A 17,183-nucleotide genomic window follows, 5' to 3' on the forward strand; every position below is an offset into this window, starting at 1 on the left:
CCGTCAGGAGTAGGTGTCGAGGACCGGGGTCCCCTCGCCCGCGGCGGCGTGCTCGGCGGCGATGCGCTCGTGGTGGCGGAGGACCTCGTGGACGATGAACGCGCGGAACTGCTCGGCGAACTCCGGGTCGAGACCGGCGGAGCTCGCGATGCCCGTGAGCCGGGCGATCTGCTGGCGGTCCCGGTCCGGGTCGGCGGGCGGGAGCCCGCCCTGCGCCTTGAGCTCGCCCACGCGGCGCGTGAACTTGAACCGCTCCGCGAGCAGGTGCATGAGCGCCGCGTCGATGTTGTCGATGCTGTCGCGCAGGCGGAGGATCTCGTCGGGGACGGCGGGCTGCCCGGGGTCGTTCGTCACCCACCGATCCTAGGGGTGCCCGTCGGGCGTCGAGGAACTCGATACTCGGAGTACGGAGTAAAGTGGCTCGCCGTCCCTCCCTACCGTCCCACTCAGCGGAGAGTTTCATGACGGAACACACGTCGCCGAGCCTCGTCGAGGTCTCCCCCACGGCGACCATCAGCACCCTCCTCACCGACCGTGTCGCGCGCGACCCCCGGGCGACGCTCGTCGAGCGCCGCACCACCGCCGACGGTCCGTGGGAGCGCGTCACCGCGCAGGAGTTCGAGGACGACGTCGTCGCGGTCGCCCGCGGCCTCCTCGCGCGCGGCATCGAGCCCGGCGACCACGTCGCGATCATGTCGCGCACCCGCTACGAGTGGACCCTCCTCGACTTCGCCGCCTGGGCCGTGGGTGCCGTGCCCGTCCCCGTCTACGAGACATCGTCCGCCGAGCAGGTGCACTGGATCCTGTCGGACGCGGGCGTCCGGCTCGCCGTCGTCGAGACGGCCGCCCACGCGGCCGAGGTCGCGACCGTGCGCGACCGCCTGCCCGGCCTGGAGGACGTCCTCGTCGTCGAGGACGGCGCCGTCGACGCCCTGCGCGCCGCCGGGGCCGACGTCCCGGCCGCGGAGGTCGAGCGCCGTCGGGCCGCGCAGCGCGTCGACGACCTCGCGACGGTCATCTACACGTCCGGGTCGACCGGGCGCCCCAAGGGCGTCGAGCTCACCCACCGCAACTTCGTGCACCTCGCGCTCAACGGCCGGGCCGGCCTCGCCGAGATCCTCGACGCCGACGGCGCACGCACCCTGCTGTTCCTGCCGCTCGCGCACGTGTTCGCCCGGTTCATCCAGGTCGTCGTCGTCGCGTCGAACGCGGTCCTCGCGCACTCCTGGGACACGAAGAACCTCGTCGCGGACCTCGGCTCGTTCCACCCGACGTTCCTGCTCGCCGTGCCGCGCGTGTTCGAGAAGGTCTACAACACCGCCGAGCAGAAGACCGGGACCGGCGCCAAGCGCAAGATCTTCCACTGGGCGGCCAAGGTCGCCATCACCTGGTCCCGGGCGCTCGACGCCCCGGGCGGCCCCGCGCTCGGGCTGCGCCTCCAGCACGCCGTCGCGGACCGGCTCGTCTACTCGACGCTGCGCGCCGCGATGGGCGGCCGGCTCACGTACTCCATCTCCGGCGGCGCGCCGCTCGGCGAGCGGCTCGGCCACTTCTACCGCGGTGTCGGGCTGCGCATCCTCGAGGGCTACGGCCTCACCGAGACCACGGCCCCCACGGCCGTGAACCTGCCCGGCCTGACGAAGATTGGGACGGTCGGGCCCGCGTTCCCCGGCACGTCGCTGCGCATCGACGCGGACGGCGAGCTCCTGGTCAAGGGCGACCACATCTTCCGCGGCTACCGCAACCAGCCCGAGCTCACCGCCGAGGCGCTCCAGGACGGCTGGTTCCGCACCGGCGACCTCGGCGCGTTCGACGACGACGGCTACCTGCGCATCACCGGCCGCAAGAAGGAGATCATCGTGACCGCCGGCGGCAAGAACGTCGCGCCGGCCGTGCTCGAGGACCGGCTGCGCGCGCACCCGCTCGTGAGCCAGGTCGTCGTCGTGGGCGACCAGCGCCCCTTCATCGGCGCCCTCGTCACGCTCGACGCCGAGATGCTGCCGGGCTGGCTCGCGACGCACGGCCTGCGTCCGATGGACGTCGAGACGGCCGCGCACGACGCCGACGTGCTCGCCGCGCTCGACCGCGCCGTCGCGCACGCCAACGAGGCCGTCTCCCGAGCCGAGTCGATCCGCAAGATCACCGTGCTCACGACGGACTTCACCGAGCAGAACGGCTACCTCACGCCGTCGCTCAAGGTGAAGCGCCGCCTGGTCATCGACGACTTCGCCGACACGATCGACACGCTCTACGGCTCGAAGGTCGCCGCCGACGCCTGAAGCCCCACCGTCGGCCCCGGTCACGGGCCGAGCAGGTGGTCCTGGTGCGTCCGGGTGACCGGACGGACCAGGACCACCTGCTCGGCCGAGCTACATCGCCTGGTCGGCGGTCGTCGGGGTCAGGCGGACTTCTCGCGCGGGGTGCGGGCGCGCGCGGTCGTGGTGCGCGGCACGATCGTGGGATTGACGTTGTCCAGCACGACCTCGCGCGTGATCACGACCCGCTCCACGTCATCACGCGACGGCACGTCGAACATCACCTGCTGCAACACCTCCTCCATGATCGCGCGCAACCCCCGCGCCCCCGTCCCCCGCAACAACGCCTGCTCCGCGACCGCCTCGACCGCACCCTCGGTGAACTCCAGCTCCACCCCGTCGATCGCGAACATCCGCTGATACTGCTTCACCAACGCATTCCGCGGCTGGGTCAGGATCCGCACCAACGCCTCCCGGTCCAACGCCGCCACCGACGCGATCACCGGAAGGCGCCCGATGAACTCCGGGATCAACCCGAACCGGTGCAGATCCTCCGGGCGCACCTGCGCGAACAGGTCCTCCCCCGCACCCGTCTCGATCGGCGCACCAAAACCCACACCCCGCTTGCGCGCCCGCGCCGCCACGATGTCGTCCAACCCCGCAAACGCCCCCGCCACGATGAACAGCACGTTCGAGGTGTCCACCTGGATGAACTCCTGGTGCGGATGCTTACGACCACCCTGCGGCGGCACCGACGCCGACGTGCCCTCGATGATCTTCAACAACGCCTGCTGCACACCCTCACCCGACACGTCCCGCGTGATCGAGGGGTTCTCCGCCTTCCGCGCCACCTTGTCGATCTCATCGATGTAGATGATGCCCGTCTCAGCCTTCTTCACGTCGAAGTCCGCCGCCTGCACCAGCTTCAGCAGAATGTTCTCCACGTCCTCACCGACATACCCCGCCTCGGTGAGCGCCGTCGCGTCCGCGATCGCGAAAGGCACGTTCAACATCCGCGCCAACGTCTGCGCCAGATACGTCTTGCCCGTCCCCGTCGGACCGATCAACAAGATGTTCGACTTCGCCAGCTCCACGTAGTCCGCGTCGTCCGGGTTCGAGGGCTTGGCCTGCTCGCCCGCCTGCACGCGCTTGTAGTGGTTGTAGACGGCGACGGCCAGGGCCCGCTTCGCGGCGTCCTGGCCGATGACGTACTGCTCGAGGAACTCGAAGATCTCCTTGGGCTTGGGCAGCTCCGTGAGACCGAGCTCCGTCGCCTCGGCGAGCTCCTCCTCGATGATCTCGTTGCAGAGGTCGATGCACTCGTCGCAGATGTACACGCCGGGGCCCGCGATGAGCTTCTTGACCTGCTTCTGCGACTTGCCGCAGAACGAGCACTTCAGCAGGTCGGCACCGTCTGAGATACGAGCCACTACGCGTCTCCTTGTCCCGGTGACCGGTCCTCCGCCCGTCGGGTTCGACGGCGCGGGGCCCGGGCACGGCCGAGCGGGTCCTGCTCCCCATTCCACACCACGGGGCCCCCGTTGTCAGGTGGGCTCTCCGGACGGGGCGCAACGTGTCGCGCCGCCGACCCCGGCGGGGACGGCGGCGCGGCGCGTGGTCAGGCGGACCGGGTCACGGCTTGTTGACCGCGACAGCCTTGCGGCTCTCGAGGACCTGGTCCACGAGGCCGTACTCCTTCGCCTGCTCGGCGGTGAGGATCTTGTCGCGCTCGATGTCCTGGCGGACCTGCTCGACCGACTTGCCCGAGTGCAGCGCGAGGGTGTCCTCGAGCCACTCGCGCATGCGGATGAGCTCGTTCGCGTGGATCTCGATGTCGGACGCCTGCGCGTAGCCGCCACCTTCCATCGCGGGCTGGTGGATGAGCACGCGCGCGTTGGGGAGCGCGAGCCGCTTGCCCGGCTGGCCCGCGGCGAGCAGCACGGCCGCGGCGGAGGCCGCCTGGCCGAGGCAGACCGTCTGGATCTGGGGCTTGATGTACTGCATCGTGTCGTAGAGCGCGGTCATCGCAGTGAACGACCCGCCCGGCGAGTTGATGTAGAGGATGACGTCGCGGTCCGGGTCCTGGCTCTCGAGCACGAGGAGCTGGGCCATGACGTCGTCCGCGGACGCGTCGTCGACCTGGACGCCCAGGAAGATGATGCGGTCCTCGAACAGCTTGGTGTAGGGGTCCTGGCGCTTGAAGCCGTAGGCGGTGCGCTCCTCGAACTGCGGGAGCACGTAGCGGGCGGATGGCGCACCGCCCGGCAGGGCGATGCCGCCGGGGCGGGCCGCAGGGCCGGCGAGGCGCTGGGCGGTGGACAGGTACTGGGACTCGGCGCTGAAGCTCACGGGTTCTCCTCGGTGAAGTCTGGTGTCCGGTGCGGGGTCAGGAACCCGTGGTGCCGCCGCCGCCGGTCACGGACGACGCGTTGGTGACGACGTGGTCGATGAAGCCGTACTCCAGCGCCTCCTGCGCGGTGAACCAGCTGTCCCGGTCGTTGTCCTTGAGGATCTGCTCGAGCGGCTTGCCGGTCTGCTCGGCCGTGAGCTCGGAGAGCACCTGCTTCATGTGCATGATCAGCTGCGCGTTGATGCGCACGTCGGTCGCCGTGCCGCCGATGCCGCCGGACGGCTGGTGCATCATGACGCGCGCGTGCGGCGTCGCGTACCGCTTGCCCTTGGTGCCGGACGAGAGCAGGAACTGCCCCATCGACGCCGCCATGCCCATGGCGATCGTCGCGACGTCGGGCTGGATGTACTGCATCGTGTCGTAGATCGCCATGCCGGCCGTGATCGAGCCGCCGGGCGAGTTGATGTAGAGCCAGATGTCCTTGTCCGGGTCCTCCGCGGCGAGCAGCATCATCTGGGCGCAGATGGCGTTCGCGTTCTCGTCGCGCACCTCCGAGCCGAGCCAGATGATGCGCTCCTTGAGGAGCCGGTTGTAGATGGAGTCGTTGAGTCCGAGGCCCGGACCCTCGGCGCGGTTCACCGGGGCCGTCGCGTCGGACGGCAGGTACAGCTCGTTCACATCCATCTCCTTCGTCGCTCCCGCGGGTCGCCCCCGCCTGCGCTGCCCTGGCCGGCCGGGACGGCGTCCCGGTCCAGCCGTGCTGCAGTGACCCTAACGCGGTCCGTGCCCGCCGTTCGTCCCGGCAGGCCGCGTTTTCGCTGACGGCGCACCAGGCACCACGCCCTTCGCCGACGACGACGGCCCGCACCCTCGCGCGGAGGGTGCGGGCCGTCGTGGGGACCGTCCGGCCGGGGGCCGGCGACGCGTCAGGCCTTCGTCGCGTCCTTCTCGTCGTCCTCGACCGGGGCGTCGGCGGCGGGGGCGGCCGAGTCGTCCACGAGCGCCTCCTCGACCGGCTCGCCCGCGACGTCCTCGACGGGCTCGTCCGCGGCGGCGTCCTCGTCGTCCGAGCCGATGAACTCGGTCAGGTCGACGACGTTGCCGGCGGTGTCCTTGACCTCGATCTGGCGCAGCGCGACGGCGAGCGACTTGGAGCGCGCGACCTCGCCGACCATCGCGGGGATCTGCCCGCCCTGGTCGAGCGACTGGATGAACTGGTTCGGGTCCATCCCGTACTGGCGCGAGGCGCTCACGAGGTACTCGAGGAGCTCGTTCTGCGCGACCTTGATCTCGAGCTGCTCGGCGAGGGTGTCGAGCAGGATCTGGTTGCGCAGGGCGTCGGTCGCCTCGACCGTGACCTCGGCGCGGTGCGTGTCGTCCTCCAGGCGGCCCTCGGACTCGAGGTGGCGGTGCACCTCCGCCTCGACGGCGCCCGCGGGGACGGGGATCTCGACGGCGTCGTTGAGCGCCTTGAGGAGCTCGTCGCGCGCGGCGACGGCCTGGTTCGACGTCTTGATGCTCGCGACCTGCTCGCGCAGGTCCGCCGTGAGCTCCTCGAGCGTGTCGAACTCGGAGGCGAGCTGGGCGAAGTCGTCGTCGGCCTCGGGGAGGTCGCGCTGCTTCACGGAGGTGGCGGTGACGGTGACCGCGGCCTCCTTGCCCTCGTGCTCGCCGCCGGCCAGCGGCGCGTTGAACGTGGTCGTCTCCTCGGCCGACAGGCCGGTGAGCGCCTCGTCGAGGCCCTCGAGCATGTTGCCCGAGCCGATCTGGTAGCTCACGCCGGAGACGGAGTCGACCTCCTCGCCGTCGATCTCGGCCTTCAGGTCGAGCACGACGAAGTCACCCTCGGCCGCGGGACGGTCGACGCCGACGAGGGTGCCGAAGCGCTCGCGCAGCGCGTCGAGGCGCTCGGTGACGTCCTCGTCCGTGACCTCGGCGGGCTCGACGGTGATCGCGAGCGAGTCGAGCGCGGGCAGCGTGATCTCGGGGCGGACCTCGACCTCGGCGGTGAAGACCAGCTGGCCCTCGCCGGCCTTCGCCGGGATCTCGGTGACCTCGACCTCGGGCTGGCCGAGGGGGCGCAGGTTCTCCTCGCTCGCGGCCTGGCGGTAGAAGCCGGAGAGCGCGTCGTTGACGGCGTGCTCGATCACGGCGCCCCAGCCGACGCGCTGGTCGATGACGCGGGGCGGGACCTTGCCCTTGCGGAAGCCGGGGATGTTCACCTGCTCCGCGATGTGCTTGTAGGCGTGGTCGATGCTCGGCTTGAGCTCGTCGTACTCCACCTCGACGGTCAGCTTGACCTTGGTGGGGTCCAGGGTCTCGACGGCGCTCTTCACTTCGATGATCTCCAACTGATCGGGGCGGGCCGCGGGCGGCCGGGGACGGCACCGCACGCGGGCGTACGGGCAACCGTCCCATCGTACGCGAGCGGTCAAGCGCGCCCGACGCGCGGACCCGACCTCGATCCTGACCCCGACCCTGCCCTCGATCCCGACCTCGATCCTCACCCCGATCCGGGCCGTGGTCCCGGCCGGGGCACGACGAGCAGCACCGCGAGCGCGACGACCGCGGTCGCGACGACGGTCGGCCAGCGCAGCCCCACGACGCCGAGCACGTCGAGCAGGACCGCCATGACCATCTGGCCCCCGACGACGGTCAGCGTCAGGACGAACGTGCCGAGGTGGCGCACGGCGAACGCGGCCGCGACGGTGACGACCGTCCCGAGCGGCCCGCCCAGGTAGAGCCACCACTGCGGGGGCAGCACGACGCCGTCGAGCACGCCGAACGGGACGCCGAGCGCGCACACGAGCGTGATCCCGGCGAGCCCGCCCGTGACCGAGGTGAGGGTCGCCACGACCGGGTCGCCCGTGAGCTGCGTGACGCGGCCGTTGCCCGCCTGCTGCCCGCACAGCACCGCGCCGCCCACGAAGAGCGCCGCACCGGCCGCGACGACCGCCCACCCGGGACCGCCCGCGCTGCTCCCGAGCACCGCGATGCCCAGACCGGCGAGCGCCGCGAGGCCGGCGCCCGCACGGCGCGGCGTGAGCCGCAGCGGCGCGGGCAGCCCGACGCCTCGCGCGTCGAGCGCGAGCCCGGCGACGGTCTGGCCGGCCACGGAGCAGACGGACGCGACCGCGACCCCGACGAGGGGGATGCCGGCAGCCATGGCGACGACGATCGGCACGCTGCACAGCCCGACGGCGAACCACCACCACGAGGCGGACGAGCGCACGACGGCGAGCGTGGACCGGACGCGGCGGCGGGCGACCACCACGAGCACGGTCGCGAGGAGGGTGCCCACGTAGGAGAGCCACGCGGCGAGGACGGGCCCCGTGCCCGCCGCCCCGAGGTCGCCGTTGAGGCGTCCCTGGAGCGAGAGGACCGCACCGCTGCCCGCGGCGACGAGCGCGGCGAGGGTCACGCGGGCCGCCGGACCGGCGGTCGCGGAGGACGGGGTCAACGGGCACCTCCCCGGGGACGGGACCGCCAGGGCGGCCCGGACGTCGACGACGTCCCGCGGCGCCCCGCAGGGCGCCGCGCGAAGGTCGGGGTGACAGGATTTGAACCTGCGACCTTCCGCTCCCAAAGCGGACGCGCTACCAACCTGCGCCACACCCCGTCGTCCGCCACGGCGCGCGGACCAGGGGCAAGTGTACTGGCGGGACGGGGCGCGACCGACGGGCCGCCGCGCGGGGAACGCCGCGGCACGGGCGGCCCGCCGACGTTTGCTAGGGTGGCGGCCGCAGGTCGGTGGCACGCCGTCCCGGGCGGCCGCACAGGCCGACCGCCGGGCGAGCCGAGGCCCGCGCGGGCGTAGCTCAATGGTAGAGCCCCAGTCTTCCAAACTGGCTACGCGGGTTCGATTCCCGTCGCCCGCTCCGTTCGTCCCACGACCCCACGGGCGCCCCGCCTCCCCGGCGCGGCGCCCGTCGTCGTTCCCGGGCGCCGCGGACGGCGTTGCAGGGCCGCGCCGCGGACCGATAGCCTCGGGGCACGCGCGCCGTCGGCCCGCCCGGAGCTCCGGGCGACTCCCCCGGCGCGACCGACCAGGAGGAGCGAGGAATGACCGCGACGACCGCGCGTCCTGCATCGCTGCACCGCGCCGCGCCGCGCACCTCCTGTTGTCGCTGTCTCGGCTGCCGCTGACGACGGCCGTCCCCGCGTGCCCCGGCACGCTCGCGCACGCCCCTCGTCCCGCCCGAGCCCGTCCCGTCGCCCGCGCGCGCCCGCGCCGCCCCCGCGAGACGCTGGACCCCGGCCACCGGGCGCGTCCCGCCCCCCATCGGTACCCCCCACCCGGCTCACCCCGAGCCGTCGACAGAAGAGGAAGACATGGCACGCATCTACGACGACGTCACGCAGCTCGTCGGCAACACCCCGCTGGTCCGGCTCAACAAGCTCACCGAGGGCCTCGGCGCCACCGTGGTGGGCAAGCTCGAGTTCTACAACCCCGCCAACTCGGTCAAGGACCGCATCGGCGTCGCGATCATCGACGCCGCCGAGGCGTCCGGCGAGCTGAAGCCGGGCGGGACGATCGTCGAGGCGACGTCCGGCAACACCGGCATCGCGCTCGCGATGGTGGGTGCGGCGCGCGGGTACGACGTCGTGCTCACGATGCCGGAGACGATGTCGAAGGAGCGCCGCGCGCTGCTGCGCGCGTTCGGCGCCGAGCTCATCCTCACGCCGGGCTCCGAGGGCATGAAGGGCGCGGTCAGCCGCGCGGACGAGATCGTCGCCGAGCGCGAGGGCGCGATCCTCGCCCGCCAGTTCGCGAACGAGGCGAACCCGGAGATCCACCGCCGCACGACGGCCGAGGAGATCTGGGCCGACACCGACGGCGCGGTCGACATCGTCGTCGCGGGCATCGGCACGGGCGGCACCATCACGGGCGTCGGCCAGGTGCTCAAGGAGCGCAAGCCCGGCGTGCAGATCGTCGCCGTCGAGCCGGAGGAGTCGGCCATCCTCAACGGCGGCCAGCCCGGCCCGCACAAGATCCAGGGCATCGGCGCGAACTTCGTGCCCGAGATCCTCGACACCTCGGTCTACGACGAGGTGATCGACGTCAACGCCGAGACCGCCGTCGAGTACGCGCGCCGCGCCGCCAAGGAGGAGGGCCTGCTCGTCGGGATCTCGTCGGGCGCCGCGATCGCGGCCGCGCTGCAGCTCGCCGCGCGTCCCGAGAACGCGGGCAAGCTCATCGTGACGATCATCCCGTCGTTCGGCGAGCGCTACCTGTCCTCCGTCCTCTACGCCGACCTGCTGGACTGACGTGACCGACCCCCACCCCCGCGCACGGACGGCCGGCCACCGGCTGCGCCGGTTCGTGCGCGTGCTCGGCGAGGACCTCGAGGCGGCCCGACGGCGGGACCCCGCCGCGCGCAGCCGCCTCGAGGTCGCTCTCGCGTACCCCGGCGTGCACGCCGTGTGGGCCTACCGGCTCGCGCACCGCATGTGGCGCGAGCCGCTGCTGCGCCTGCCGGCGCGGCTCGTGTCGCAGGCGGCGCGTGCACTCACCGGCGTGGAGATCCACCCCGGCGCGCGCATCGGCCGACGCCTGTTCATCGACCACGGGATGGGCGTCGTCGTGGGCGAGACGGCCGTGGTCGGCGACGACGTCGTGCTGTTCCACACGTCGACGCTGGGCGGGCGCTCGATGAAGCGGGGCAAGCGGCACCCCACGCTCGGCGACCGGGTCGTCGTCGGCGCCGGGGCGAAGATCCTCGGCCCGGTGTGGGTCGGCGACGACGTCCAGGTCGGGGCCAACGCCGTCGTCGTCAAGGACGTGCCCGCGGGCGCGGTCGCCGTCGGCGTGCCGGCCACCGTCCGGATGCCGGCGGGCGCGCCCGCCGCGCGGGAGGCCGTCGAGGACCCCTCGCTCCTCATCGAGTACGTCATCTGAGGAGGACGCCGGGGGGCGGCCCCGGATCGGCTAGTGTGGTCGTGGGCGGTACCTGAGACCGCGCGTACCGGATACCCCCTGCCCGGTGCGTCCTCGGGTACCGCCCGCTCACCGCCGGCCGCAGCCGCCCGTCCGTGGCAGCCGGTCCCGGCACCACGACCCTCGACGAGGAGGAGCGCGCATGCGCCTCGGCATCCACACCGGCTACTGGTCCGCCGGTCCCCCCGACGGCATCCAGGACGCGGTCGTCGCGGCCGACCGCCTCGGCGTCGACTCGGTCTGGACCGCGGAGGCCTACGGCTCCGACGCGTTCACGCCGCTGGCGTGGTGGGGCTCGCGCACGACCCGCATCCGCCTCGGGACCGCCGTCGCGCAGGTCTCCGCGCGCACCCCGACCGCGACGGCGATGGCCGCGCTGACGATGGACCACCTCTCGGGCGGCCGGTTCGTCCTCGGCCTCGGCGTCTCCGGGCCGCAGGTGGTCGAGGGCTGGTACGGCCAGCCGTACGCGAGGCCGCTCGCACGGACCCGCGAGTACGTGCAGGTGGTGCGCGACGTCCTGCGCCGGGAGGCGCCCGTGACGTCGTCCGGCCCGCACTACCCCCTCCCCCTGCCCGACGGCGTCGGGACGGGACTGGGCAAGCCGCTGCGCTCGACCGTCCACCCGCTGCGCGCCGACCTCCCGATCCACCTCGCGGCCGAGGGGCCCAAGAACATCGCGCTCGCCGCCGAGATCGCGGACGGGTGGCTCCCGCTGTTCTACTCGCCGCGCATGGACGCGACGTTCCGCGAGCTCCTCGCGGACGGCTTCGCGCGCCGCGCGCCGGAGCGCTCGCCCGAGTCCGCGTTCGAGGTGAGCGCGACCGTCCCCGTCGTCGTGCGCGAGCACGTCGAGCAGGCCGCGGACCAGGTGCGCCCGTTCCTCGCGCTGTACGTCGGCGGGATGGGCGCCAAGGGGGCGAACTTCCACCGCGACGCGCTCGACCGCCTCGGGTACGCCGAGGCGTGCGACGAGATCCAGGCGCACTACCTCGCGGGCCGCAAGGACCTTGCGGCCGCCGCCGTCCCGACGGCGATGGTCGAGGACGTCGCGCTCGTCGGCCCGCCCGAGAAGATCGCGCGCGACCTCGCGGCGTGGCGGGAGACGGCGGTGACGACGCTCCTCGTCCAGGGCGACGCGACGGCCGTGCAGACGCTCGCCCCGCTCCTCGCGGCACCGACCCCGGGCTGACCGGACGGGCGCCGCGCGGTCAGCCGTCGGCGTCCGGGAACCACACGGCCCGGCGCAGGTCCACGCGACGCCCGTCTCGCGACAGCGGGCACCCCTCGGCGCGGAGCTCCGCGAGCGCCGCGTCGAGGTGGTGCGCGGGCGGCGACCCCGCCGCGTTGACGATCCGCCACCACGGCACCGGGGCGCCGTCGTCGTCCACCCCGGACGACCCGGCGAGCACCTGCCCGACCTGGCGCGGGCCGCCCCGCCCCAGCGACTCCGCGACGATCTCCGCGACGAGCCCGTAGGTCATGGCCCGTGCGGGCGGGACGCGCCGCACGAGGTCGAGCACCGCGGTCGCGTACTCCTGCGCGAGCGCGCGCGGGTCGGCGCGGTCGTCGTCGCCGCCGCGTCCGGGGGTGCGTCGTGCCATGGCGCCCGACCCTAGCCGTCGCGAATGTCCTGGCGCGAGCACGGCCCGGGACAGGAGGATCGGGGGCATGAGCGACCACCGACCCGCACGCCTCCCCGACGGCTACGAGCTCGTCCCCCTCACGTCCGCCGACCTGCGCGACGTGCTCGACCTCGACACCACCACGTTCCCCTCGCCCGTCGAGGTCGACGAGCTCGTCGACCTCCCGTTCCCGCTGACCTGGGAGCGCGCGCTCGGCGTGACGGTCGAGCGCGAGGACGCGGACACGCCGCCCGTCGACGGCGCGCGCCCCGTGCGGCGCGAGCTCGTGGGGATGCACGCGTCGTACCCGTTCGCGCGCTTCCCGGTCCCCGGCGCGACCGCGCCGGTCGCGGGCCTCACCTGGGTGGGCGTCCACCCCGCGCACCGGCGGCGCGGCATCCTCAGCGCGATGATCGACACGCACCTCGCCCGGTGCCGCGAGCGGGGCGAGCCGGTCTCGGCGCTCTTCGCGGCGGAGGCCGCGATCTACGGCCGGTTCGGGTACGGCAAGGCGGCCGACGACGTGCGCCTCACCGTCCCGCGCGGCGTCGCGCTGCGCGACGTCCCGGGCGCGGAGCGGCACACCGTCCGGATCGAGCGCGCGGACCGCGCGCGGCACGGCGAGCTCGTCGCGTCGATCCACGAGCGCGCGGGCGCGGACCCGACGGGCCAGGGCGCGGGGATCAACCGTCCGGGGTGGGCGACGCGTGAGACCCCCGAGCTCCAGGCGACGTTCTGGGACGACGCCAAGGTCTGGCGCAAGGACCGCGAGCCCACGCGCATCGCGATCGTCGAGCTCGACGGCGAGCCGCGCGGGTACGCGCGCTTCCACCGCAAGCTCTCGTGGGAGGCCACGGGCCCGCGCGGCCCGGTGAGCACGGGCGAGGTCGTCGCGCTCGACGCCGCGGCCGCCCGCGCTCTGTGGGGCGTGCTCACCGACCTCGACCTCACGCACGAGGTGACGCCCTTCATGCTGCCGGTGGACGACGTCGTCACGAGCCTGCTCGTGGACCCGCGCTCCGCGTCGCCGCGCCTCGCGGACAACCTCTGGGTGCGGGTCGTGGACGTGCCCGGCGCGCTCGCCGCGCGCCGGTACGCGGCGGACGTCGACGTCGTGCTGCACGTGACCGACGAGCGCCTGCCCGACAACGCGGGGCGCTGGCGGCTGCGGGCCGAGGCCTTCGGCCCGGCGACGGCCGAGCGGACCGACGACGCGGCGGACGTCTCCCTCGACGTGCGCGAGCTCGGCGCGACCTACCTGGGCGGGACGTCGCTCGCGGCCCTCGGCGCGGCAGGTCTCGTCACCGAGCACTCCCCCGGCGCGCTCGCGCGCACGAGCGCGGCCCTCGGCTGGCCCGTCGCCCCGGTGTGCAGCTGGGTGTTCTGACCGGTCGGGCGCACCCGGGTCCCGGGTGCGCCCGCCGTCACGCCTGGCAGACGCCGCACCAGAAGAGGTTGCGCCCCGCGAGCTCCTTGAGGAGCACCGGCGTGCCGCACACCCGGCACGGCAGCCCGTCGCGGTGGTACACGTAGAACGCCTCGTCCGCGGGCACGGCGCCGGGAGCGACGTCCGTGTTCTGCCGCACGCGCCGCCGCCCGGTCGCCGCCTCGTCGGGGGCCTCCCCCGCGCCGTCGTCGCGGTGCTCGGGGCGCGTCGTGACGATCGCGCCGGTGCGCGCGCCGTCGTGCATGAGCACGACGAGGTCGTCCCACAACGTCCGCAGGTCCTCCGCGGGCACGTCGCGACCGGGGCGCATCGGGTCGAGCCCGGCCCGGAACAGCGCCTCCGCGCGGTAGATGTTCCCCACGCCCGCGACGACGTCCTGGTTCATGAGGAGCAGCCCGACGGGGCTGCGCGAGCGCCGCACCGCGGCGACGAACGCGTCGCGCGGGTCGGGCTCGCCGGGGCCCGGGTCGCGGATCGGGTCCGGCCCGAGCCGGTCCTCGACCGCACGCTTCTCGTCGTCCGTGACGACCTCGCACGCCGTCGGGCCGGTGAGGTCCGCGACCGCGTGCGCGCCGACGAGCCGGACGCGCACGGCGCCGCGCGGCGGCGGGGGCGACCAGCCGTCGTCGGGCGCGCCGGGCACCTCCCCCGGGCCCGCCGGGACGGTCTCGCGCTCACCGATCCGGCGCCGCGGCGCGCCGATCGCGTGCACGACGGCGGTGCTGCCGTCGCCCGCGAACGTCCACGCCCCGTAGAGGCCGAGGTGCACGCGGAGCCAGCGGACGTCGTCGGACGCGCCGCCCGGCCCAGCGAAGCCGAGGAACATCTGCTTGCCCCACGCCTCGCTCGCGACGAGCACGCGGCCGTCGAGCAGGGCGGCTCCCGCGGCGAACCGGCCCTGCGGGCTGCTCACCGCGAGCGGCTCGCCCGCGAACAGCTCGCCGAAGGCGCGCGCGAGGCGGTGGACGGTGTGGCCCTCGGGCACGTCAGGCCGAGGTGCCGCGCGCCGCCTCGTACGCCGCGAGCTGGTCGATGCGGCGCTGGTGGCGCGGGTCGCCGCTGAACGGCTCCGCGAGGAACGCGTCGACGAGCGCGACCGCCTCGTCCACCGAGTGCTGGCGCGCGCCCACCGCGACGACGTTCGCGTCGTTGTGCTGGCGCCCGAGGCGCGCGGTCTCCAGGTTCCAGGCGAGCGCCGCGCGCACGCCGACGACCTTGTTCGCCGCGATCTGCTCGCCGTTGCCCGAGCCGCCGATGACGACGCCCAGCGAGCCGGGCTCCGCCGCCACCGCCTCGCCCGCCGCGAAGCAGAACGACGGGTAGTCGTCCTGCGCGTCGTAGGTGTGGGCACCGTGGTCGACGACGTCGTGACCCGCCGCCCCCAGGTGCTCGACGAGATGGGTCTTGAGCTCGTAGCCGGCGTGGTCCGCGGCGATGTGAACGCGCATGGGCTCATCATGCCCCAGCGGGCCCCCTCGCCGCCGGGGTGAGGCCGTAGCCTGAGACGCATGACACAGACCTCCCCGACGTCCACGCCTCCGTCCTCGTCCGGCCCGGCCGACGCGGCGCGCTCCGGCATCGACCTCGACGCGCTGGACCCCGCGGTCCGCCCGCAGGACGACCTGTACCGCCACGTCAACGGCCGCTGGCTCGCGACGCACGAGATCCCCGCCGACCGCGCGATGGACGGCGCGTTCCGGGCGCTCCACGACCAGGCCGAGGTGCACGTCCGCGAGATCATCACGGACCTCGGGGAGCAGGTCGCGGCGGGCGGCGCGGACGTCGGGCCGGACGCGGCGAAGGTCGGGGCCCTCTACGCGAGCTTCATGGACACCGAGCGGATCGAGGCGCTCGGCACCACGCCGCTGCAGCCCGACCTCGCGCTCATCGCGTCCGCCACGACGCAGGCCGAGCTCACCGGGGCGCTCGGCGCCCTCCAGCGCACGGGCGGCGCGGGCGCCGTCGGCTTCTGGGTCGACAACGACGCGAAGGACCCCGAGCGGTACGTCGCCTACCTCTACCAGTCCGGGCTCGGCCTGCCGGACGAGGCGTACTACCGCGAGGACCAGTACGCCCCCGTCCGCGAGAAGTACGTGCCGCACGTCGCGCGCATGCTCGCGCTGGCGGGCGTCACGTCCGAGACGTGGGGCGCGACGCCCGAGGACGCCGCCGAGCGGATCATGGCGCTCGAGACGAGGCTCGCCGCGAAGCACTGGGACGTCGTGCGCGACCGCGACGCCGACCTCACGTACAACCCGCGGACGCTCGCCGCGCTCGTCGAGGAGGCCCCCGGGTTCGACTGGCGCGCCTGGGTCCTCGCGCTCGGCGCGCCGCAGGGCTCGCTCGACGACGTCGTGGTCCGCGAGCCGGACTTCGCGGCCGGGTTCGCCGAGCTCTGGGCGAGCGAGCCGCTCGAGGACTGGAAGCTGTGGATGGTGTACCACCTCGTCACCGCCCGGGCGCCCTACCTCTCCGACGACCTCGTCGAGGCGAACTTCGACTTCTACGGGCGCACGCTGTCGGGCGCGCAGGAGGTGCGCGAGCGCTGGAAGCGCGCCGTCTCCGTCGTCGAGGGCGCGCTCGGCGAGGCCGTCGGCGCGCAGTACGTCGCGCGGCACTTCCCGCCCGCGCACAAGGCGCGCATGGAGGAGCTCGTCGCCTCCCTCGTGGCCGCCTACCGCGAGTCGATCACGACGCTCGACTGGATGACGGACGAGACGAAGGAGAAGGCGCTCGCCAAGCTCGAGGCCTTCACGCCGAAGATCGGCTACCCCGTGCGGTGGCGCGACTACTCGGCGCTCGTCGTCGACGCGCACGACCTCGTGGGCAACGTGCGCCGCGCCCACGCGTTCGAGCAGGACCGCGAGCTCGGCAAGATCGGGCGCCCGCTCGACCGCGACGAGTGGTTCATGACGCCCCAGACGGTCAACGCCTACTACAACCCGGGCATGAACGAGATCGTCTTCCCCGCCGCGATCCTGCAGCCCCCGTTCTTCGACCCCGAGGCCGACGACGCCGTGAACTACGGCGGCATCGGCGCGGTGATCGGCCACGAGATCGGTCACGGCTTCGACGACCAGGGCTCCAAGTACGACGGCGCGGGCCGCCTCGAGGACTGGTGGACGGCGCGCGACCGCGAGGAGTTCGAGAAGCGCACGACGGCGCTCGTCGCCCAGTACGACGCGTACCGCCCCGCCCAGCTCGGCGAGGACGGCCCGCACGTCAACGGCGCGCTGACCATCGGTGAGAACATCGGCGACCTCGGCGGCCTGTCGATCGCGCTCAAGGCGTACCGCATCGCGCTCGGCCGTCCCCTGGAGGACGCGCCCGTCGTCGACGGGCTCACGGGCATCGAGCGCGTGTTCCTCGGCTGGGCCCAGGTGTGGCAGTCGAAGGGCCGGGACGAGGAGGTCGTGCGCCGCATCGCGACCGACCCGCACTCGCCCAACGAGTTCCGCTGCAACGGGGTCGTGCGCAACGTGGACGAGTTCTACGACGCCTACGACGTGCAGCCGGGGGACGCGCTCTACCTCGCCCCCGAGGAGCGCGTGCGCATCTGGTGACGCCG

General features: G+C 73.7%; 15 protein-coding genes and 2 tRNA genes. 7 read left to right on the forward strand and 10 right to left on the reverse strand.

Going from position 1 to position 17,183, the window contains the following annotated elements:
• Positions 1-3 precede the first annotated feature (3 nt).
• Complete coding sequence (locus tag B8281_RS15270; protein WP_085388148.1) at positions 4-354, reverse strand: chorismate mutase; 351 nt, start codon at positions 352-354, stop codon at positions 4-6.
• A 107-nt stretch (positions 355-461) separates the two neighbouring features.
• Here B8281_RS15270 and B8281_RS15275 point away from each other — a divergent pair, with 107 nt between their 5' ends.
• Positions 462-2,279 carry a long-chain fatty acid--CoA ligase gene (locus tag B8281_RS15275; RefSeq protein ID WP_085388149.1) on the forward strand — a complete coding sequence of 606 codons (1,818 nt, stop codon included), beginning with the start codon at positions 462-464 and terminating at the stop codon, positions 2,277-2,279.
• Between the two features lie 119 nt (positions 2,280-2,398).
• On the opposite strand, the gene clpX is transcribed toward B8281_RS15275, so the two are convergent.
• The 6 genes from clpX to B8281_RS15305 form a co-directional block, all read right to left on the reverse strand.
• On the reverse strand, positions 2,399-3,685 hold the full coding sequence (clpX, locus tag B8281_RS15280; protein ID WP_085388150.1) for an ATP-dependent Clp protease ATP-binding subunit ClpX: 1,287 nt from the start codon (positions 3,683-3,685) through the stop codon (positions 2,399-2,401).
• Positions 3,686-3,887: 202 nt separating this feature from the next.
• Positions 3,888-4,604: an ATP-dependent Clp protease proteolytic subunit gene (locus tag B8281_RS15285; RefSeq protein WP_021482022.1), complete on the reverse strand. Its 717-nt coding sequence runs from the start codon at positions 4,602-4,604 to the stop codon at positions 3,888-3,890.
• Positions 4,605-4,641: 37 nt separating this feature from the next.
• Positions 4,642-5,289 carry an ATP-dependent Clp protease proteolytic subunit gene (locus B8281_RS15290; protein WP_044144211.1) on the reverse strand — a complete coding sequence of 216 codons (648 nt, stop codon included), beginning with the start codon at positions 5,287-5,289 and terminating at the stop codon, positions 4,642-4,644.
• 242 nt (positions 5,290-5,531) lie between these two features.
• On the reverse strand, positions 5,532-6,941 hold the full coding sequence (gene tig / locus B8281_RS15295) for a trigger factor (RefSeq protein WP_085388151.1): 1,410 nt from the start codon (positions 6,939-6,941) through the stop codon (positions 5,532-5,534).
• 167 nt (positions 6,942-7,108) lie between these two features.
• A complete protein-coding gene (locus B8281_RS15300) occupies positions 7,109-8,065 on the reverse strand; it encodes a DMT family transporter (RefSeq protein WP_085388152.1) in 957 nt (318 codons plus the stop codon).
• Between the two features lie 85 nt (positions 8,066-8,150).
• Positions 8,151-8,224 (reverse strand) — tRNA-Pro (locus tag B8281_RS15305).
• Between the two features lie 188 nt (positions 8,225-8,412).
• Between B8281_RS15305 and B8281_RS15310 the strand changes: the two genes are divergently transcribed.
• The 4 genes from B8281_RS15310 (at position 8,413) to B8281_RS15325 (ending at position 11,735) form a co-directional block, all read left to right on the forward strand.
• A tRNA-Gly gene (locus B8281_RS15310) sits at positions 8,413-8,483 on the forward strand.
• Between the two features lie 454 nt (positions 8,484-8,937).
• Entirely contained in the window at positions 8,938-9,873 is a 936-nt protein-coding gene (cysK, locus tag B8281_RS15315) for a cysteine synthase A (protein ID WP_021482934.1), read from the forward strand.
• A gap of 1 nt (position 9,874) precedes the next feature.
• Positions 9,875-10,504, forward strand: coding sequence for a serine O-acetyltransferase EpsC (gene epsC, locus B8281_RS15320; protein WP_051028395.1), 630 nt, complete (start codon positions 9,875-9,877; stop codon positions 10,502-10,504).
• A 181-nt stretch (positions 10,505-10,685) separates the two neighbouring features.
• The gene (locus tag B8281_RS15325; RefSeq protein WP_085388153.1) at positions 10,686-11,735 is read left to right on the forward strand and encodes an LLM class F420-dependent oxidoreductase; all 1,050 of its coding nucleotides are present in this window, start codon (positions 10,686-10,688) and stop codon (positions 11,733-11,735) included.
• Between the two features lie 19 nt (positions 11,736-11,754).
• Here the strand turns inward: B8281_RS15325 and B8281_RS15330 are convergent, their stop codons facing one another.
• Complete coding sequence (locus B8281_RS15330; RefSeq protein WP_085388154.1) at positions 11,755-12,147, reverse strand: MGMT family protein; 393 nt, start codon at positions 12,145-12,147, stop codon at positions 11,755-11,757.
• A gap of 67 nt (positions 12,148-12,214) precedes the next feature.
• On the opposite strand from B8281_RS15330, the gene eis reads away from it, so the two are divergent.
• Positions 12,215-13,555: an enhanced intracellular survival protein Eis gene (gene eis / locus B8281_RS15335; protein WP_085388155.1), complete on the forward strand. Its 1,341-nt coding sequence runs from the start codon at positions 12,215-12,217 to the stop codon at positions 13,553-13,555.
• A 37-nt stretch (positions 13,556-13,592) separates the two neighbouring features.
• Here eis and B8281_RS15340 read toward each other — a convergent pair whose 3' ends face one another.
• Both B8281_RS15340 and B8281_RS15345 read right to left on the reverse strand, forming a co-directional pair.
• Positions 13,593-14,600, reverse strand: coding sequence for an Fpg/Nei family DNA glycosylase (locus tag B8281_RS15340; RefSeq protein ID WP_085388156.1), 1,008 nt, complete (start codon positions 14,598-14,600; stop codon positions 13,593-13,595).
• Between the two features lies 1 nt (position 14,601).
• Positions 14,602-15,063 carry a ribose-5-phosphate isomerase gene (locus tag B8281_RS15345; protein WP_021482425.1) on the reverse strand — a complete coding sequence of 154 codons (462 nt, stop codon included), beginning with the start codon at positions 15,061-15,063 and terminating at the stop codon, positions 14,602-14,604.
• 60 nt (positions 15,064-15,123) lie between these two features.
• On the opposite strand from B8281_RS15345, the gene B8281_RS15350 reads away from it, so the two are divergent.
• Positions 15,124-17,178, forward strand: coding sequence for a M13 family metallopeptidase (locus B8281_RS15350; RefSeq protein ID WP_085388157.1), 2,055 nt, complete (start codon positions 15,124-15,126; stop codon positions 17,176-17,178).
• The last annotated feature ends 5 nt before the right edge of the window (positions 17,179-17,183 follow it).

Source organism: Cellulosimicrobium sp. TH-20, from assembly GCF_002105775.1.
Taxonomy (GTDB): domain Bacteria; phylum Actinomycetota; class Actinomycetes; order Actinomycetales; family Cellulomonadaceae; genus Cellulosimicrobium; species Cellulosimicrobium funkei.

Bases quoted from the DNA above. Each gene is read 5' to 3' on its own strand.
- B8281_RS15350 (WP_085388157.1), top strand. From the start codon at position 15,124: ATGACACAGACCTCCCCGACGTCCACGCCTCCGTCCTCGTCCGGCCCG.
- B8281_RS15330 (WP_085388154.1), bottom strand. From the start codon at position 12,147: ATGGCACGACGCACCCCCGGACGCGGCGGCGACGACGACCGCGCCGAC.
- eis (WP_085388155.1), top strand. From the start codon at position 12,215: ATGAGCGACCACCGACCCGCACGCCTCCCCGACGGCTACGAGCTCGTC.
- B8281_RS15275 (WP_085388149.1), top strand. From the start codon at position 462: ATGACGGAACACACGTCGCCGAGCCTCGTCGAGGTCTCCCCCACGGCG.
- B8281_RS15345 (WP_021482425.1), bottom strand. From the start codon at position 15,063: ATGCGCGTTCACATCGCCGCGGACCACGCCGGCTACGAGCTCAAGACC.
- cysK (WP_021482934.1), top strand. From the start codon at position 8,938: ATGGCACGCATCTACGACGACGTCACGCAGCTCGTCGGCAACACCCCG.
- B8281_RS15290 (WP_044144211.1), bottom strand. From the start codon at position 5,289: ATGGATGTGAACGAGCTGTACCTGCCGTCCGACGCGACGGCCCCGGTG.
- B8281_RS15325 (WP_085388153.1), top strand. From the start codon at position 10,686: ATGCGCCTCGGCATCCACACCGGCTACTGGTCCGCCGGTCCCCCCGAC.